The following is a 14,896-nucleotide window of genomic DNA, read 5'->3' on the forward strand; positions in this document are numbered from 1 at the left end:
CGTGGTGCGACCCGGCCCCGTCGTACGGTGACGCAATGACGCCGTCTGCCGTGCGCCCGTCCGCATCGGGCCCCGCTGATCTCATCATCACCGGATGCACCGCCCTCGTGCACGACGATCAAGAGGAGATCGGGTTCGTCGAGGACGCCTCGATCGTCGTACGCGACGGGGTCATCGAGACGGTCACAGGCGAGGCGTGCGCGGTGGACGCCGTCGAGCGCATCGACGGTCGCGGCCAGGTGGCGATGCCCGGCCTGATCAACTGCCATACGCACTCACCGATGGTCGCGCTGCGCGGAATCGCCGAGGACCTGCCCGTCGAGGAGTGGTTCAACGACTTCATCTGGCCCATCGAGTCCAACCTCACCGAGCGGGATGTGGAGTTGGGAGCGCGGCTCGCCTGCGCCGAGATGATCCGCGGGGGTGTCACCTGCTTCGCCGATCACTATTTCTCGATGGACACGGTCGCCGCCGTGGCGATCGAAAGCGGGCTGCGGGCACACCTCGGCGAGGCGTTCTTCTCGTCGCAGGGTGTCGAAGGCCGGGAGAAGTCCCTCGCGTTCGCGCTGCGGCACCACGGCGCCGCCGACGGCCGCATCACCACGGCCCTCGCCCCGCACGCCCCGTACACCGTGGACGCCGCCGACCTCGCCGCGACCGCCGAACTCGCCCGCGAGCACGGTCTGTCCGTGCATCTGCACGCGGCCGAGAACCGCGAGCAGACCGACAACAGCCTCGCCCGGTACGGTCGTACACCCATCGAGATCCTTCGGAACGCCGGGCTCCTCGACAATGAGGCCGGACTGCTCATCGCGCACGGCACCGGCATCATCGACCGCGACCTGCCCGTGCTGGCCGGCGCGGGCGGGCCTGTCGCCGTCGCGACCGCACCCCGCGGCTATCTGAAGTTCGCCTGGGACCCGACCCCGGTACGCGCCCTGCGCGAGATCGGCATCCCCGTCGGGCTCGCCACGGACGGCGCCGCGTCGAACAACTCCCTCGACGTGTGGGAGTCGATGGCGCTCACCTCGCTCGTGCAGAAGTCGGCCGAGGGCGATCCCAGGACGCTGACATCCCGGCAGGCGCTGCATCACGCCACGCTGCAGAGCGCTCGGGCCGTCGGCCTCGGTGAACGGATCGGGAGCCTCGCGCCGGGGCGGCGGGCGGACATCGTCCTCGTCGACCTCACCGGCCCGCACACCCAGCCCGTGCACGATCTCGCGGCCACGCTCGTGCACTGCGCGCGCTCCGGGGACGTACGGACGACGATCGTCGACGGGCGCGTCCTGATGCGCGACCGTGCGCTGCTGACGTTGGATCTTCCCTCGACCGTAAGGGAGTTGGGGGAGCGGCTGCCCGCCCTGGTCGACCGGACCCATGGGAAGCGGATCCAGGAGTACGACACCTGATCCGGACCTGACCGGAAACAAGTCCAGAAAATCTCCGTCCCGCCGATGAGTTCCGCTCCCGCGCCCGGTCACCACAACGAAGGCACCGTTCCGTAGGAGGGGCACATGACGCTTCCGCAGATCGTCTCGCGCGAGGAGTGGCGCGCCGCGCGCGAGAAACTGCTGGTCGAGGAGAAGGCAGCGACGCGCGCGCGGGACGCGCTGGGCGCGGAGCGGCGGCGGCTGCCGATGGTCGAGATCGACAAGAAGTACGTGTTCGAGGGCGGCGACGGCAAGGCGACGCTGCTCGACCTCTTCGAAGGACGGCAGCAACTCGTCGTCTATCACTTCATGTTCGCGCCCGAGTGGGACGCGGGCTGCCGCAGTTGCTCGGCGTTCCTCGACCAGATCGGGCACCTCGCGCATCTGCGGGCGCGGGGCACCGAGTTCGCCGCCGTGTCCCGGGCGCCGTACACGAAGATCCTGCCGTTCAAGGCCCGTATGGGGTGGACCGCACCCTGGTACTCGTCGTACGAGAACGACTTCAACTACGACTTCCAGGTGTCCTTCAGGGGTGATTCCGGCGGCGGTGAGCCCTCCGAGCGGCCGGGGATCAGCTGCTTCCTGTGGGACCGGGACCGGGTCTTCCACACGTACTCGACGTACGAACGCGGCCTCGACGGGCTCGGCTCCACGACCACCCTGCTGGATCTCACGGCACTCGGCCGACAGGAGGAGTGGGAGGAGCCCCAGGGGCGCGCATCGGCGCTGGGGGCGCCGGCGGGGAGCGAGCGCATCCGGTACCACGACGAATACGAGGACTGAGGACTGAGGACTGAGGACTGAGGACGAGGACTGAGGACTGAGGACTGAGGACTGAGGACTGAGGGCGGTGGACTGCGACTCCGAGGCTCTGAAACTCTGAGATTTCCCTCACATCATGGTAGTGAACGAGTGTTGACTACGTCTCAGTACGGTCACTTGGCGATCCGTTCACCCCGATGTCGGCGTTTAACTCTTTGGAGTACGGCGCTACATGGAGGTGCAGGGTGAACGGGCGAATGGTGCTGGAGCGCTTTCCCGCCGGTGGGCCGCGCGGATCGTGGCCCGCCGAGGAGTTCGCGCAGGCGTGCCGCCTGGAGGGGCAGCCCGCGGAGGTTGTCATGGACCTCGCCACGGACGCGTTTTTGGTGATCGTGCGGGGCGGGGAACTCGTCGAGTGAGGTCAACCGGCCTCCCCGGTCGGCACCTTCGTCGTGAACTGCTCCGCCTGCAGTGAGTACAGCTCGGCGTAGACGCCGCCCATGGCCAGCAGTTCCTCGGGGCTGCCGGACTCCACCAGGCGGCCCTGCTCGAGGACGTGCACGAGGTCGGCATGGCGGACCGAGGCCAGCCGGTGCGTGATGAGGATGACTGTCTGGCCGCTGCCCGCCAGCGCCCGGATCTTCTCGAAGACCTCCAGCTCGGCCCGGGCGTCGAGCGCCGCCGTCGGCTCGTCCACGATCAATATGGCGCCACGCCGGTACGCGGCCCGCGCGATGCCGAGACGCTGCCACTGCCCGCCCGACAGTTCGTGACCGCCGCTGAATCCGCGGGCGAGGAGCGTGTCGAGGCCGCGCGGCAGATCCGCCACGACGTCCTCCGCCCCGGCCTCCGTCACCGAGGAGGCGAGCCGCTCATCCGTCAGCGGCGCCGAGGCCCGCCCGACGGCGACATTGACGCGGGCCGTGAACGGCCACCGCTTGAAGTCCTGCGCCACCATCGCGATGCGCTCGGCGAGTTGATGCCGGTCCGCGGTCGCCGCGTCGACGTCGTCCCACACGATCCGGCCCCGCTGCGGCGCGTACAGGCCGGCGAGCAGTTTCACCAGGGTCGTTTTGCCCGAGCCGTTCTCCCCGACGAGCGCCACGATCTTGCCGAGCGGCACGGTGAGGGTGACGTCGGCGAGCGCGGGCCTGGTCGAGGCGCCGGGATAGGTGAACGTGACGTTCTCGAAGCGGATTTCGCTCGGATCGTCGGGGAGCGGATCGCCGCCCAGCGGGATCGCACGCTCGGCCGCCTCGACGTACAGGCGTTGCAGGTCGCCCACGAACAGGGCTTCCTCGTGGAGGGAGTTGACCTCGAGCACGAGGGTGTCGAGGCTGGCGGAGCCGGTGCGGATGGCGATCACGGCCGTACCCACCACCGAGAGCGCCATCGCGCCGGCCAGAAGCAGTCCGCCGAGGGTCGCGTACGTCGCCACGGTGGCAAGTCCCGTCCAGGCCGCCGCGATCAGGCCCGTGCGGGCCGAGAGCCGGGCCAGCCGGGCCTGCTCCGCCTCGGCGGTCTCCGACATCTGGCGGAAGTGGCGCAGCAGGAACGGGCCGACGCCGTGCACGCGGATCTCCGGAGCCGCCGCGGGCTCGGTGAGCAGGCTGCTGATCAGATGCCCGGCGCGGGCGTGCTGCACCCAGGTGTGGAAGGACTCGTAGCGACGCCGGGCGATGGTCAGGGAACTCCAGGCGCTGGGCAGGGTCATCGTCACGAGCAGCGGCAGCAGGGCGGGGTGCAGCACGGTCAGTACGCCCGCGGCCGCTATCAGCGAGATCATCGCGTTCACCACCCGGGTGGCGATCGCGATCATGCGCCGGGCCGACTGGGCGCCGTACTGCGCGGTGTCCAGCAGTTTGTGGAAGGCGTCGTCCTCGATCGCTGACAGCTCCACGGCCGCCGCCCGCTCCAGATACAGCTCGGTCGCCACCCGCTCCACCTTCGGCTCCAGGCGCCCGGTGGCGTAGGTCGACGCCGCCCGCAGCAGCGCGCCGAGCAGCATCACCGCGGCGACCGTGACCAGCGCCGGAACCGCGCCGTGCAGCCGGTCCTCGACCGGGCCGCTCGTCATCAGCCTGCCCAGCACGCTGTTGACGGCCAGCAGGCTCACCGCCTGCGCCGCGCCCCGCGACAGTTCGGCGACGAGCACGATCCGGGCGGCGCGGCGGTCCGCCGTCCAGGCGAGCCGGAAACTGGACGCGAGCAGCGACGGAAGCCGCGTGACCATCGCGCGGAAGTTCAACTCCAGGAACGCGTCGGCGTGTTGGGACCACCCCATGTCGTAGCGCAGCGGGCCGCCGAAGAGCAGGCGTTCCGAAGCGGAGGGTGGCGGCTTGTCGTCGCCGCGCTTCTTCCACTCGGTCTTCCCTGTTTTCCCTGTCTGTCCTGTCTTCCTTGCCGATTTCCCCACCATGGGCCTCCCCGGGAATGGACGAACGGTGCATTCCCCAGGAACGCGGCGCTCCACCCGCGGCGGCGACGGAGTGTGGGGGCGACCGGCGCACTTCGGACCCGCTCGGCTGCCCCGTACCGGAGGTTTACGCGCTGATCGGGCGCGACCAGACGGGTGTCGTCCCCGTGACCCGGCACAGGGCCAGATAGAGGGGGATCGGCGGTGTGTACGGCAGGGTGCTGTTCGGCTTGTGGATGAGCCCGGGGGCGCGCGGCGTGTCCGGTACGACCGCGCCGGTGGCGTAGTGGGCGGGTGCGGGCCAGTCCAGAGAGACGTCGGACTCGGAGGGCACCAGCCACCACCAGTGCGCCCCGTCGGCGTAGACGCAGCCCACGCGGGGCAGCCGCGGCAGCAGCAGCGGGCCGAACCGGGCGGGCACCGACACCGCGTCGCAGCCCAGCGGGATCGTCATGCCCTCGGGCACGGGGAGACGCCTGAACGCTCCGGATGCCGACTGCGCGCGCTTCAGGCGGACCAGCGTGTCCAGGCTCAGGACCTGAGCGCTGGTTCCTGCCGCCGACGTAGCCCGCACGCCTTTCACACCCATTCGCACGCCGTTCCCCAGGACGCTTCCGTCCCGGTGTCCCGGCCGCCGGCAGGTGGCTTCTTCGCGCTCCACCCGAGGTCGGATCGCGCCTCGGTGTCAGGGCAGCGTGGCAGATCCGCCCAGACGAGCAGTCCCGGCCCGGTTGCCTGGGCGCCCCAGGACCTGCACGTGGCCGCGACGAGAAGGAGTCCCCGCCCGTGTTCCTCGTCGGGCCGCCCGGGCGAAGGGCGCGGCTCACCCGGAGCGCGTCCCTCGTCGCGTACGGCTATCCGCAACAGGTCGTCGTCATCGTGCAGCTCGCAGACGACACGCTCGCTCGCGCTGTGCAGGATGGCGTTGGTGACCAGCTCGGACACGACGAGGACCGCCGTGTCGCAGGTGTCGTCCGACACCGCCCAGCCGGACAACCGGGCGCGCGTCAGATGCCGGGCCTGAGCCACGGAACCCGGGTGTGCGGCCAGTTCGAAGCGGAACCGGCGCACGGCGGCCGCGCCGGGGCGCGCCCCTGCCGTGGCACGCGAACGGGAGCGGCCTTCGAAGGCGTCTGTTCCTAAGGGCGCGGACGGAGTCACGGGTGCCACTATCGCCCCGCCATGAACACTTGGCAAGAGTCACTCTGAAAAATGCAGAGTGCCATGTGACTCCGAGTAGGGCCGTGGCACACTGCTGACAACAGCATGTCGAGCGGCGCCAGTTGGAATCGTCGAAGGAGACGAAGAGGACCCCGACGGCGCCGCCCGGTCTGTCGGGACTCAGTGGAGGTGCAAGGGCGTGAGCGAACCGCGGTCCGCGCCGACGGTCGGCCAGGTCGTCCTCGGCCGGCGCCTGCTGGACCTGCGGGAAAGCGCGGGTCTCAAGCGTGAGGAAGCCGCGCGCATCCTACGGGTCGCGCCGGCCACGGTCCGCCGGATGGAAATGGCCGAGGTCGCCCTCAAAATCCCGTACCTTCAGCTCCTGCTGAAGTCGTACGGGGTCTCCGACAGCGAGGCCGAGGCCTTCGTCCAACTGGCCGAGGAGGCCAACCGGCCCGGCTGGTGGCAGCGCTTTCACGACATCCTGCCGGGCTGGTTCTCGATGTACGTCAGCCTGGAGGGCGCGGCCACGCTCATCCGTTCGTACGAGCCCCACTTCGTCCCCGGCATCATGCAGACCGAGGACTATGCCCGCGGCGTCATGGAGTCGGGTGCCGTCGGCCACGCGAGACCCGAAGAGATCGAGCGCCATGTCGCGCTGCGCATACAACGTCAGGATCTGCTCACTCGTGAGGGCGCACCCCGGATCTGGACCGTGATGGACGAGACGGCCCTGCGCCGCCCCGTCGGCGGTCCGGAAGTGATGCGCGCCCAGATCGACAAGCTGCTCCAGGTCACGAAGCTGCCCCATGTGACGCTGCAGGTCGTCCCGTTCTCCACGGGGCCGCACCCCGGCACGTACGGGCCCTTCGTGCTGTTCCGCTTTGCCATGCCGGAGCTCCCGGACATGGTCTACAGCGAGTACCTGACCGGCGCCGTCTATCTGGACGGGCGTTCCGAGGTGGCGACCCACCTCGAGGTCATGGACCGCATGGCGGCTCAGGCCGCCACGGCACACCGCACTAAGGAGATCCTCCAGGATCTCCGCAAGGAGCTGTGAATGGAAAACATCAAACAGCGGATGCGCAATGAGCGGATCTACAACGGCATGCCCGCCCGTGAACTGGGCAGTGAGGGCTGGCACAAGCCCTGGAGCGGCGGCAATGGCGGAAACTGCCTGGAGGCGATGAAGCTCGCGGACGGGCGCATCGCGGTCCGCCAGTCTGCGGACCCGGATGGGCCGGCTCTGATCTACACCCCCGGTGAGATAACCGCGTTCATCCAAGGGGCGAAGGCGGGGGACGCGGACTTCCTTCTCTCCTGAACCGACTTGATATTTGTTGAACTTCTTGGTTTTTCTCTGTTTCTGATCCTGGTTCTGCTTCTTGAACTTCCTTAAAAATGGTGCTGAAACAATAAAGCGATGCTGAAACACTAAAACCACGACAACATGCGGCGCGGCGCGGCGCGTCGACCAGGCGGTTGACCGCGATGACCGGGAACGGCGGCTGGTGCGCGCGGCCTTGGCCGAGGCTCAGTCCGTAGGAGATCTGCTCGATCGACGGTGGTCCGACCGCGAGGTTGCGCCGGACCGCCGTCGGCGGCGACAACTCTCCGGTCCGCACGAGATGCGCCGCCGCCATCGCCCCCGTACGGCCGACCCCCGCACCGCAGTGCACGAACACCGGCCCCGACGTCTCGCCGACCAGGTCGAGGAAACGCTCCACCTGGCGGGGCGTCGGGGTCTGTCCGTCGCGCACGGGCAGGCGTACGGCGTCGAGTCCGGCCTTGCGCCGTACGGAGGTCCGGCCAGCCACGCACGACCGGTTCACGGCCGCGGCGGCAACACACCTCCTGCCTCCGATGACCCCACCGCTGTTGTGTTCCACGTCAGTTGGACGTCACTTCCGGCCAGGGAATGACGGCGGCAGCGCCCCGCACAACGCCTCCAGCGCAGTTCCGTACGCATGCTCCGACGGCGTCGCGTACCCCACCACCAGCCCCTCCGGCGCGGGCATCGTCGCCGCCGGATGCCGGAACTCCGCGAGTCCGTCCAGCGCGACGCCCTGCCAGGTCGCGGCCTTGACCGCCGACTGCTCGGTCCCGGGCGGCAGCCGCAGCACCGCGTGCAGCCCGGCCGCGATCCCGGTGACCTCGATGTGTGGTGCCCGCTCGGCGAGCGCCGCGACGAGCCGGTCCCTCCGTCTCCGGTACCGCTGCCGCATGCGGCGCACGTGGCGGTCGTACGACCCGGAAGCGAGGAAGTCGGCGAGCGTCAGCTGTTCCAGGACGCTCGCCCAAGCCTCCCGTTCCCCCTTGGCGGCGAGCACGGCATCGACGTACCGCTCCGGAAGAACCATCCAGCCGAGCCGCAGAGCGGGCGACAGGCTCTTGCTGACCGAGCCGATGTGGATGACCCGCTCGGGATCCAGGCCCTGCAGGGCGCCGACGGGTTTGCGGTCGTAGCGGAACTCCCCGTCGTAGTCGTCCTCCAGAATCACGCCGCCATGCGCGCGTGCCCAGTCGATCACGGCGGCACGCCGTGCCGGGTGCAGCGGGCCGCCGGTCGGGAACTGGTGTGCGGGCGTGAGCAGTGCGGCCCGCTCCCGGCCCAACTCGTCCACCTGGGCGCCGTCCTCGTCCAGGGGTAGCGGAACGGTGCGTACGGACGCGGCGGCCAGCAGCTCGCGGTGGAAGCCGAGGCCGTACGACTCGACGGCAAGCGGCCCGCGCAGGACCTGGGGGAAGAGCAGCCGCAGGGCATGCGCGAAACCGGAGCAGACCACGATCCGTCCCGGCTCCGTGCGCACGCCACGCGCGCGTGCCAGGTACTCGGCGAGGGCCTGGCGCAGTTCGGGGCGGCCCGCGGGATCGCCGGGCCCGAAGACATCGTTCGGTGCCTGCTGGAGAGCCCGCCGGTACGAGGCGAGCCAGGCGGTGCGCGGGAACGATGACGCGTCCGGCGTGCCCTGCCGCAGATCGTGCCGGAGCCCACGCGCGCGTGGAGGTGCCTTTTTCGGTACGCGCACCGGGGCGCCCACCGGTTCGGCACGCTCAGCGACCCGGGTGCCCGAGCCCTGGCGGGCGGTCAGCCAGCCCTCTGCGACGAGCTCGGCGTACGCGTCGGCGACCGTGTTGCGCGCCACGCCCAGGTCTGCGGCGAGCGAACGGTACGGCGGGAGCCGGGTGCCCGGAGCGAGCCTGCCGCTTCGTACGGCCTCACGCAGCGCGCGGATCAGCGCGCTGCGGCGCCCGCCGGACCCGGACAGCTCCAGATGCAGATCGGCACCGATCCGCTCCGCGGAATTGACCCATGATTCCGGCATGAAAATGCACCCTACAGGCGGTCTTTTCGCTCCGTAGATTCATGGTCATGAAGACGAACACGACGCACACGACGAACACGACGAACACGACACACGCGCACACCGTTGGCGCCGCGGGAACGGTCGTGGCCGAGAACCCTCGCCTCGACTTCGCGAAGGCCGCCCCAAAGGTCTTCCGCGCCCTCATCGGCTTCGACGCGGCGGCCCGCGAGGGGCTCGACCCGGCCCTCGTCGAACTGATCCAGATCCGCTCCTCGCACCTCAACCACTGTGCGTACTGCCTCCACATGCACACCAACGACGCCCGCAAGGCCGGCGAGAGCGAGGACCGGCTGCACATGGTCGCGGTGTGGCGTGAGGCCCGGCACTTCTTCACGCCGCGGGAGCAGGCGGCCCTCGCTCTGACGGAGGCGGTCACACGGGTCGCCGACGCGGGTGTGCCCGACGACGTCTACGCGGAGGCCGCCGCCCACTTCGACGACCAGGAACTCGCCCACGTCCTGGCCCTGATCTTCACGATCAACACCTGGAACCGGGTGGCGCTGTCCACGGCGAAGGCGGCGGGCACGGACAGTCGCTGACTTCTATGCCGCCATCGGGACCTCTATGCCGTCATCGGCCGGTCGTACGGGCCGATCGGGGCCGGCAGGCTCGGTGCTCCCGTCAGGGCGTGGTCCACGGCGGCAGCCGCAGCGCGGCCCTCGGCGATGGCCCAGACGATGAGGGACTGGCCACGGGCCGCGTCCCCGGCGACGTACACCTGGGGGACGTTGGTCGCGAAGTCGGCGTCGCGGGCGATCGTGCCGCGCGGGTCGAGGGTGAGGCCGAGCTGGTCGATCAGCCCGTCGTGGCGGTCGGGGCCCGAGAAGCCGAGAGCGAGCAGTACGAGGTCGGCGGGCAGGGTCCGACCGGAGCCGGGGACGGGGCGGCGCCCAGCGTCCACCTCGACCAGGTGCAGCGAGCGCACCCGTCCCGTCGCGTCCCCGGTGAAGCGGAGCGTGGACGCCGCGAAGAGCCGGGCGTCCGCGTCCGCCGCGGGTGCCGTCTCAAGGTCGCGGGCCTCCTCGTGCGCGGCCGAGAGCCGGTAGATCTTCGGGTACGTCGGCCACGGCTCGGTGTCCTCGTCGCGCTCCGCCTCCGGCAGTGGATAGATGTCGAGCTGGGTCACGGACGCGGCGCCCTCGCGCACGGCCGTCCCCAGACAGTCGGCCCCGGTGTCACCACCGCCGACGATCACGACGTGTTTGCCGGCCGCGGACAATGGTGAGACCTCCAGATCGCCCTCGCACACCCGGTCGGCCAGCGGCAGATACTCCATGGCCTGATGGATGCCGCCCAACTCCCGGCCCGGTACGTCCAGTTCACGCCACGCTGTGGCGCCCACGGCGATCACGACGGCGTCGTAGCGCGCCCGTAGCTCCGCCGCCGCGATGTCCCGGCCGATCGTCGTCGACGTACGGAACTTCGTGCCCTCCGCCCGCATTTGGTCGAGCCGCCGGTCCAGGTGCCGCTTCTCCATCTTGAACGCGGGAATCCCGTACCGCAGGAGCCCGCCGATCCGGTCGGCCCGCTCGTACACGGCGACGGTGTGCCCGGCCCGGGTCAACTGCTGTGCCGCGGCGAGCCCGGTGGGCCCCGACCCGATCACCGCGACCGTCCGCCCGGAGAGACGGTCCGGCGGGCGTGGTGGCGTGAAACCTTCCTCCCAGGCGCGGTCGGCGATGGCCACCTCGACGTTCTTGATGGTGACCGCGGGCTGGTTGATCGCGAGGACACAGCCCGCCTCGCAGGGCGCGGGGCACAACCGCCCGGTGAACTCGGGGAAGTTGTTCGTCGCGTGCAGCCGGTCGCTCGCCGCCCGCCAGTCCTCGCGCGAGACGAGGTCGTTCCACTCGGGGATCAGATTTCCCAGCGGGCAGGCTTCGTGGCAGAACGGGACTCCGCAGTCCATGCAGCGGTCGGCCTGCTTGCTGATGATGGGCAGCAGCGCCCCGGGGACATACACCTCGTTCCAGTCCCGCACCCGTTCCTCGACGGGGCGGCGCGGGTACTCCTCGCGCGGCGTGGTCATGAATCCCTTGGGATCGGCCATGGCCGTCTCCCTTGCGTACGCGTACCGGTACGGGGTCGCGACCGTCGGCGACCTGGGCCCACGGCTTTTGGGCGACACTCCTTTCCCGCCACAATACGTCGCCTCCGTGGGCTCCGCCGCTCAGGTGAGGGCGGGCGTGCGGCTCAGGTGAGGGCCAGCGTGTACGAGACGGCGGCGGCGGCTGACGCGACCGTGCGGATGTGGTTCCACGTCGTCCACTCACGCACGTACGAACGCCAGTACACGGTGGCCTCCGGGCTGCCCGGGTCCATCTTGAGCAGTGTCTCGTTGCGCGGGACGTTCGCCACGACCGTCACCCCGAACGACCCGAACAGATACAGCGCGCTACCCAGCAGCAGCTCCACCGTCCCCTCGTCCGGCAGCAGCACGAAGGTGACCACGGCGAGTACGGCGCACAGTCCCGCCGACCCGACGAACACGAGCATGAAGGCCGGGCGCAGCGCGGCCACGTTGATCGCGTTCATCGCCGCCACGCCCTGCGTGGGCGGCAGCTCCGCGAGCCCCCGCATCACGAACGTCGAGAACCCGCAGAACACCCCGGCAACCAGCCCGCAGCCGAGCACACCCAGCACCGTCAGCACGAAATACGGCCCATCGATCATGACAACCCCCGCGTCGATCCCCGAATCCAAAGATCCTGCATGGCACCCACCGTCACCACAAGTGAAATCCGCTACGACGGCAGTGACCATGGCTGAGCTGCGCGGGGGGCATACGCGAGCGTCCAGCCATGCACCGGGCCCCCGCCACCGACGCGTGGGGTCTCCGGCGGGGCACGCGAAGGTCTCCGGGCGGAGGCGCCAGGTCTTCGGGCGGGCGTGTGCACAGCCGGCCGGGCGTGTCCACAGATCTCCGGGCGGGGGAGTGCCGGGTCTCCGGCCTCCGGCGTGGCAGGTCTCCGGCCTCGGCCGTGGCGGGTTTCCTGCCGCGGGCGTGGCGGGTTTCCGGCCTCGGGCGTGCCAAGCCCCGCGTCTGCGGCATGATCCGCCGGACAGGCCCTAGGGTGTTCTGACGTGCGCGGCCCGGCGAGGGACAGTGTCCACTCATGCGCGTGCCGTGAACTCGTCGCGCCACTCCTGGAGGCTCGCCTCCACCGCGGCCGCGATTCGTCGGCGCGCTTCGTGCCGCGGCACGCCGCTCATCAGCAGCTGGTCGTACGGCGTATCCGCGTGCCGTACGGAGGCACGGACCGCCGAGGTCACCGCGGCCTCGGACAGTGCGCGGCCGGCGGCACTGCGCCCGACCCGGCCGCTGCCGCGCATCGAGGCGTGTGCGGCGATCGCCCGCGCCCGGTCGGCAGGGCAACCGGGAAACAGCCGGCGTATCTCCTGCGCGAACGCGTCCGTGAAGCGCAGATCCTCCGCATCCCGCCGCCGCGCGTCCCGCGCACGCCGCCGCCCGCGCGCCTCCGCGTCGGCCAGACAGCGCTCCTCGGCCCGGGTGAGCGCCGCCTCCTCGACGAGCACGCCCTGTCGCTCGTACCGGCTCCGCCGCCGGTTGAACCGCACCACCACCGCCGACAGCGCGCTGCCCTCCCGCGCTCTGCGCGTCAGTGCGGTGTCGCCCCGCGGCAGGAACACCAGATGCCCGAGATCCGCGCAGTCCAGACACCACGGCGATCCCTCCTCCAGCACCAGCAGCGCCAGTGGTCCGGTCCGGCACTCGGCACAGTTCCGCTTCTTGAGCGGCTGGATGACGAGAAGCCCGTTGCGGGGCGGTGGCGTTGTGATCGGAGCCATATGCGGTTCATTTCCCGTGGTGGCCGACGAAGGAACCCCGGAGGTCGTGGGCTCTCCGCCGCGCCCGCCCGCTACACCCCAGGCCGCACCGACACCCGCGTACGGTGCTGAGTCGGCCCCTCGATCTCGTCGACCACCGCCACCGCCAGATCGGCGTACGACAGGACGTGGGCACCGTCGGGGACCCGCTCACCGCCGAGCCGGTACCGCCCGGTGCGCGGCGCGCCCTGCTCCAGCCCGCCGGCCGGCGTGAGCATCACCCAGTCCACGGCGGCCTCGTCGCCCTCGGCCCGCAGCCGTCGCAACCCCGCCGTGTGCGCCAGCGCGAACGGCCGTATCTCCGGTGGAAACGCCACGGGGTCGTCCATCACGGGCCGCCCGTCAGAGCCGAGGAGGTCGGCGAACAGCCCCACGGCGACGAGGCGCCGCACCCCCGCGATGTGGAGACCGCCGAGCAGCGCGTCCGCGGCCTTGACGAAGAAGTCCGGGTCGAGCGAGTCGAAGCCCTGCTCCGGTCCGCTGAACGGAGACACGGCGTGCACGGCGGCGACATGCCCGCCCGCGACGGCGCCGACGCAGCCACGATCGGTCACGTCACCGCGCACGACCGCGACACCCTCCGCCCCGAGATCCGGATACCGCCCGGGCTCCCGCACCACGGCCGTCACCTCGTGCCCACGCCCGCGTGCCTCCACCGTCACCGCCCGCCCGGCCCGCCCTCCGGCACCGAAGACGACGATCCCCGCCATGCCCAACCCCCTTGCCCGGCAGCGCATTTCGCCGCCTTGCCCGGACGCTACGGGCAGGGTGCCCGGTTACTTCAACGGTATCGGCGCTAGCCTCGTCCGATGACCGACTCCACCGACGACGGCATACGGCTCGCCCCGCTGCACGCGGACATGTTCGACCCCGTCTGCCCCTCCTCCGCGATGCCCTTCCGGGTCGGCGACAAGTGGACCGGCATGGTCGTCCGATGTCTCGAAGGCGGCCCGCGCCGCTTTACCGAACTCCGTATCCCCCTCAAGTCCGTCACCCCAAAGGTCCTCAGCGAGACCCTGCGCGCTATGGAACGCGACGGCCTGCTTAACCGCACTCCATACGACGAGAACCCGCCCCGCGTCGAATACGCCCTCACCCCTCTCGGTCGCACCTTGATTCCCCTGCTCGACGCCGCCCGGGCCTGGAGCGAGACCCACCTCCCGCACCTGCTCGCCGCCCGCCGAACCCACGGGGGGAACACGTCCTGACCGGGGGCTGACGCATCATGGGCCCTGTGCGACTCGAACCGATCACCTGGGAACGGCTCGGCGACCTCCTCGCCGATCGTCTGCTCGACCTGAAACCGGACGACGGCAGCCCCTGGCCACGCATCGCCTTCGACGGAGCCCCGGCAGCCAGCCCCGGCGACCTCGCGCACCGCGTGTCCGAGGCGCTGCGCATACGCGGCCGGTCCTCGCTCGTGATCGGCACAGAGGGCTTCCTGCGCCCCGCGTCGCTCCGGTTCGAGTACGGCCACGAGGACGTCGAGGCGTACTACAACAGTTGGTTCGACACCGGTGCCCTGTGGCGCGAGGTCTTCGGCCCCCTCGAACCCGGGGGCGACGGTCGTGTACTGCCCGACCTCTGGGACCCGGCCGCCGACCGAGCCACCCGCAGCCCCTACGTCCAACTTCCGCCCCGTGGGCTGCTGTTGCTCCACGGCCCCCTCCTCCTGCATCACTGGTTCCCGTTCGACCTGAGCGTCCATGTCCTCCTCTCCCCGGGTGCCCTGAGCCGCCGCACCCCGGAGCCCGAGCACTGGACCCTCCCCGCCTTCGCGCGCTACGAGACGGAAGTGGACCCGGGAGCCACGGCCGACGTGCTGGTCCGCGCGGACGACCCCCGTCGCCCCGCGTGGAACGGCTGATCGCATGGACCGACCCGAAACACTTTTATATGCATGCACATGT

At 70.5% G+C, this 14,896-nt stretch carries 17 protein-coding genes; 8 read left to right on the forward strand and 9 right to left on the reverse strand.

The genetic code is table 11. The features are described from left to right. Positions 1–35: 35 nt before the first annotated feature. From AB0D57_RS11600 to AB0D57_RS11610, 3 genes are all read left to right on the forward strand, one after another. Entirely contained in the window at positions 36–1,409 is a 1,374-nt protein-coding gene (locus tag AB0D57_RS11600; RefSeq protein WP_362070482.1) for an amidohydrolase, read from the forward strand. 105 nt (positions 1,410–1,514) lie between these two features. Continuing rightward, positions 1,515–2,213, forward strand: coding sequence for a DUF899 domain-containing protein (locus AB0D57_RS11605; protein ID WP_362070484.1), 699 nt, complete (start codon positions 1,515–1,517; stop codon positions 2,211–2,213). Between the two features lie 224 nt (positions 2,214–2,437). Next, positions 2,438–2,611: a hypothetical protein gene (locus AB0D57_RS11610; RefSeq protein WP_362070486.1), complete on the forward strand. Its 174-nt coding sequence runs from the start codon at positions 2,438–2,440 to the stop codon at positions 2,609–2,611. 2 nt (positions 2,612–2,613) lie between these two features. Here AB0D57_RS11610 and AB0D57_RS11615 read toward each other — a convergent pair whose 3' ends face one another. From AB0D57_RS11615 to AB0D57_RS11625, 3 genes are all read right to left on the reverse strand, one after another. Next, positions 2,614–4,476, reverse strand: coding sequence for an ABC transporter ATP-binding protein (locus tag AB0D57_RS11615; protein WP_362070626.1), 1,863 nt, complete (start codon positions 4,474–4,476; stop codon positions 2,614–2,616). Positions 4,477–4,735: 259 nt separating this feature from the next. Next, complete coding sequence (locus AB0D57_RS11620) at positions 4,736–5,197, reverse strand: hypothetical protein (protein WP_362070488.1); 462 nt, start codon at positions 5,195–5,197, stop codon at positions 4,736–4,738. After that, positions 5,188–5,778, reverse strand: coding sequence for an ATP-binding protein (locus tag AB0D57_RS11625; protein WP_362070490.1), 591 nt, complete (start codon positions 5,776–5,778; stop codon positions 5,188–5,190). Before AB0D57_RS11625 ends, AB0D57_RS11620 begins: the two co-directional genes overlap by 10 nt. A gap of 190 nt (positions 5,779–5,968) precedes the next feature. Here AB0D57_RS11625 and AB0D57_RS11630 point away from each other — a divergent pair, with 190 nt between their 5' ends. Both AB0D57_RS11630 and AB0D57_RS11635 read left to right on the forward strand, forming a co-directional pair. Next, on the forward strand, positions 5,969–6,829 hold the full coding sequence (locus AB0D57_RS11630) for a helix-turn-helix transcriptional regulator (RefSeq protein WP_362070492.1): 861 nt from the start codon (positions 5,969–5,971) through the stop codon (positions 6,827–6,829). Further along, the gene (locus tag AB0D57_RS11635; protein ID WP_362070494.1) at positions 6,830–7,093 is read left to right on the forward strand and encodes a DUF397 domain-containing protein; all 264 of its coding nucleotides are present in this window, start codon (positions 6,830–6,832) and stop codon (positions 7,091–7,093) included. On the opposite strand, the gene AB0D57_RS11640 is transcribed toward AB0D57_RS11635, so the two are convergent. Beyond that, complete coding sequence (locus AB0D57_RS11640; protein WP_362070496.1) at positions 7,047–7,658, reverse strand: protein-tyrosine phosphatase family protein; 612 nt, start codon at positions 7,656–7,658, stop codon at positions 7,047–7,049. The two genes, AB0D57_RS11635 and AB0D57_RS11640, sit on opposite strands and share 47 nt — an antisense overlap. 12 nt (positions 7,659–7,670) lie before the next feature. Then, entirely contained in the window at positions 7,671–9,095 is a 1,425-nt protein-coding gene (locus tag AB0D57_RS11645) for a PLP-dependent aminotransferase family protein (RefSeq protein ID WP_362070498.1), read from the reverse strand. A gap of 41 nt (positions 9,096–9,136) precedes the next feature. Here AB0D57_RS11645 and AB0D57_RS11650 point away from each other — a divergent pair, with 41 nt between their 5' ends. Further along, complete coding sequence (locus AB0D57_RS11650) at positions 9,137–9,676, forward strand: carboxymuconolactone decarboxylase family protein (RefSeq protein ID WP_362070500.1); 540 nt, start codon at positions 9,137–9,139, stop codon at positions 9,674–9,676. 23 nt (positions 9,677–9,699) lie between these two features. Here the strand turns inward: AB0D57_RS11650 and AB0D57_RS11655 are convergent, their stop codons facing one another. The 4 genes from AB0D57_RS11655 to AB0D57_RS11670 form a co-directional block, all read right to left on the reverse strand. After that, entirely contained in the window at positions 9,700–11,187 is a 1,488-nt protein-coding gene (locus tag AB0D57_RS11655) for a glutamate synthase subunit beta (protein WP_362070502.1), read from the reverse strand. A 143-nt stretch (positions 11,188–11,330) separates the two neighbouring features. Beyond that, positions 11,331–11,810: an anthrone oxygenase family protein gene (locus AB0D57_RS11660; RefSeq protein ID WP_362070504.1), complete on the reverse strand. Its 480-nt coding sequence runs from the start codon at positions 11,808–11,810 to the stop codon at positions 11,331–11,333. 441 nt (positions 11,811–12,251) lie between these two features. Continuing rightward, complete coding sequence (locus tag AB0D57_RS11665) at positions 12,252–12,947, reverse strand: DUF2293 domain-containing protein (RefSeq protein ID WP_362070506.1); 696 nt, start codon at positions 12,945–12,947, stop codon at positions 12,252–12,254. A 71-nt stretch (positions 12,948–13,018) separates the two neighbouring features. Continuing rightward, the gene (locus tag AB0D57_RS11670; RefSeq protein ID WP_362070508.1) at positions 13,019–13,696 is read right to left on the reverse strand and encodes an NAD(P)H-binding protein; all 678 of its coding nucleotides are present in this window, start codon (positions 13,694–13,696) and stop codon (positions 13,019–13,021) included. 99 nt (positions 13,697–13,795) lie between these two features. Between AB0D57_RS11670 and AB0D57_RS11675 the strand changes: the two genes are divergently transcribed. Continuing rightward, entirely contained in the window at positions 13,796–14,194 is a 399-nt protein-coding gene (locus AB0D57_RS11675; protein WP_362070510.1) for a helix-turn-helix domain-containing protein, read from the forward strand. 17 nt (positions 14,195–14,211) lie between these two features. After that, complete coding sequence (locus AB0D57_RS11680) at positions 14,212–14,853, forward strand: uridine kinase (RefSeq protein ID WP_362070512.1); 642 nt, start codon at positions 14,212–14,214, stop codon at positions 14,851–14,853. Positions 14,854–14,896: the final 43 nt, after the last annotated feature.

The organism is Streptomyces sp. NPDC048275 (assembly GCF_040652275.1).
Classification (GTDB): Bacteria; Actinomycetota; Actinomycetes; order Streptomycetales; family Streptomycetaceae; genus Streptomyces.

Coding starts and splice junctions, on each gene's coding strand:
- AB0D57_RS11615 (WP_362070626.1), bottom strand. CDS start 4,476: ATGGGGTGGTCCCAACACGCCGACGCGTTCCTGGAGTTGAACTTCCGC.
- AB0D57_RS11620 (WP_362070488.1), bottom strand. CDS start 5,197: ATGGGTGTGAAAGGCGTGCGGGCTACGTCGGCGGCAGGAACCAGCGCT.
- AB0D57_RS11655 (WP_362070502.1), bottom strand. CDS start 11,187: ATGGCCGATCCCAAGGGATTCATGACCACGCCGCGCGAGGAGTACCCG.
- AB0D57_RS11635 (WP_362070494.1), top strand. CDS start 6,830: ATGGAAAACATCAAACAGCGGATGCGCAATGAGCGGATCTACAACGGC.
- AB0D57_RS11605 (WP_362070484.1), top strand. CDS start 1,515: ATGACGCTTCCGCAGATCGTCTCGCGCGAGGAGTGGCGCGCCGCGCGC.
- AB0D57_RS11650 (WP_362070500.1), top strand. CDS start 9,137: ATGGTCATGAAGACGAACACGACGCACACGACGAACACGACGAACACG.
- AB0D57_RS11665 (WP_362070506.1), bottom strand. CDS start 12,947: ATGGCTCCGATCACAACGCCACCGCCCCGCAACGGGCTTCTCGTCATC.
- AB0D57_RS11680 (WP_362070512.1), top strand. CDS start 14,212: ATGGGCCCTGTGCGACTCGAACCGATCACCTGGGAACGGCTCGGCGAC.
- AB0D57_RS11645 (WP_362070498.1), bottom strand. CDS start 9,095: ATGCCGGAATCATGGGTCAATTCCGCGGAGCGGATCGGTGCCGATCTG.
- AB0D57_RS11660 (WP_362070504.1), bottom strand. CDS start 11,810: ATGATCGATGGGCCGTATTTCGTGCTGACGGTGCTGGGTGTGCTCGGC.
- AB0D57_RS11670 (WP_362070508.1), bottom strand. CDS start 13,696: ATGGCGGGGATCGTCGTCTTCGGTGCCGGAGGGCGGGCCGGGCGGGCG.
- AB0D57_RS11600 (WP_362070482.1), top strand. CDS start 36: ATGACGCCGTCTGCCGTGCGCCCGTCCGCATCGGGCCCCGCTGATCTC.
- AB0D57_RS11675 (WP_362070510.1), top strand. CDS start 13,796: ATGACCGACTCCACCGACGACGGCATACGGCTCGCCCCGCTGCACGCG.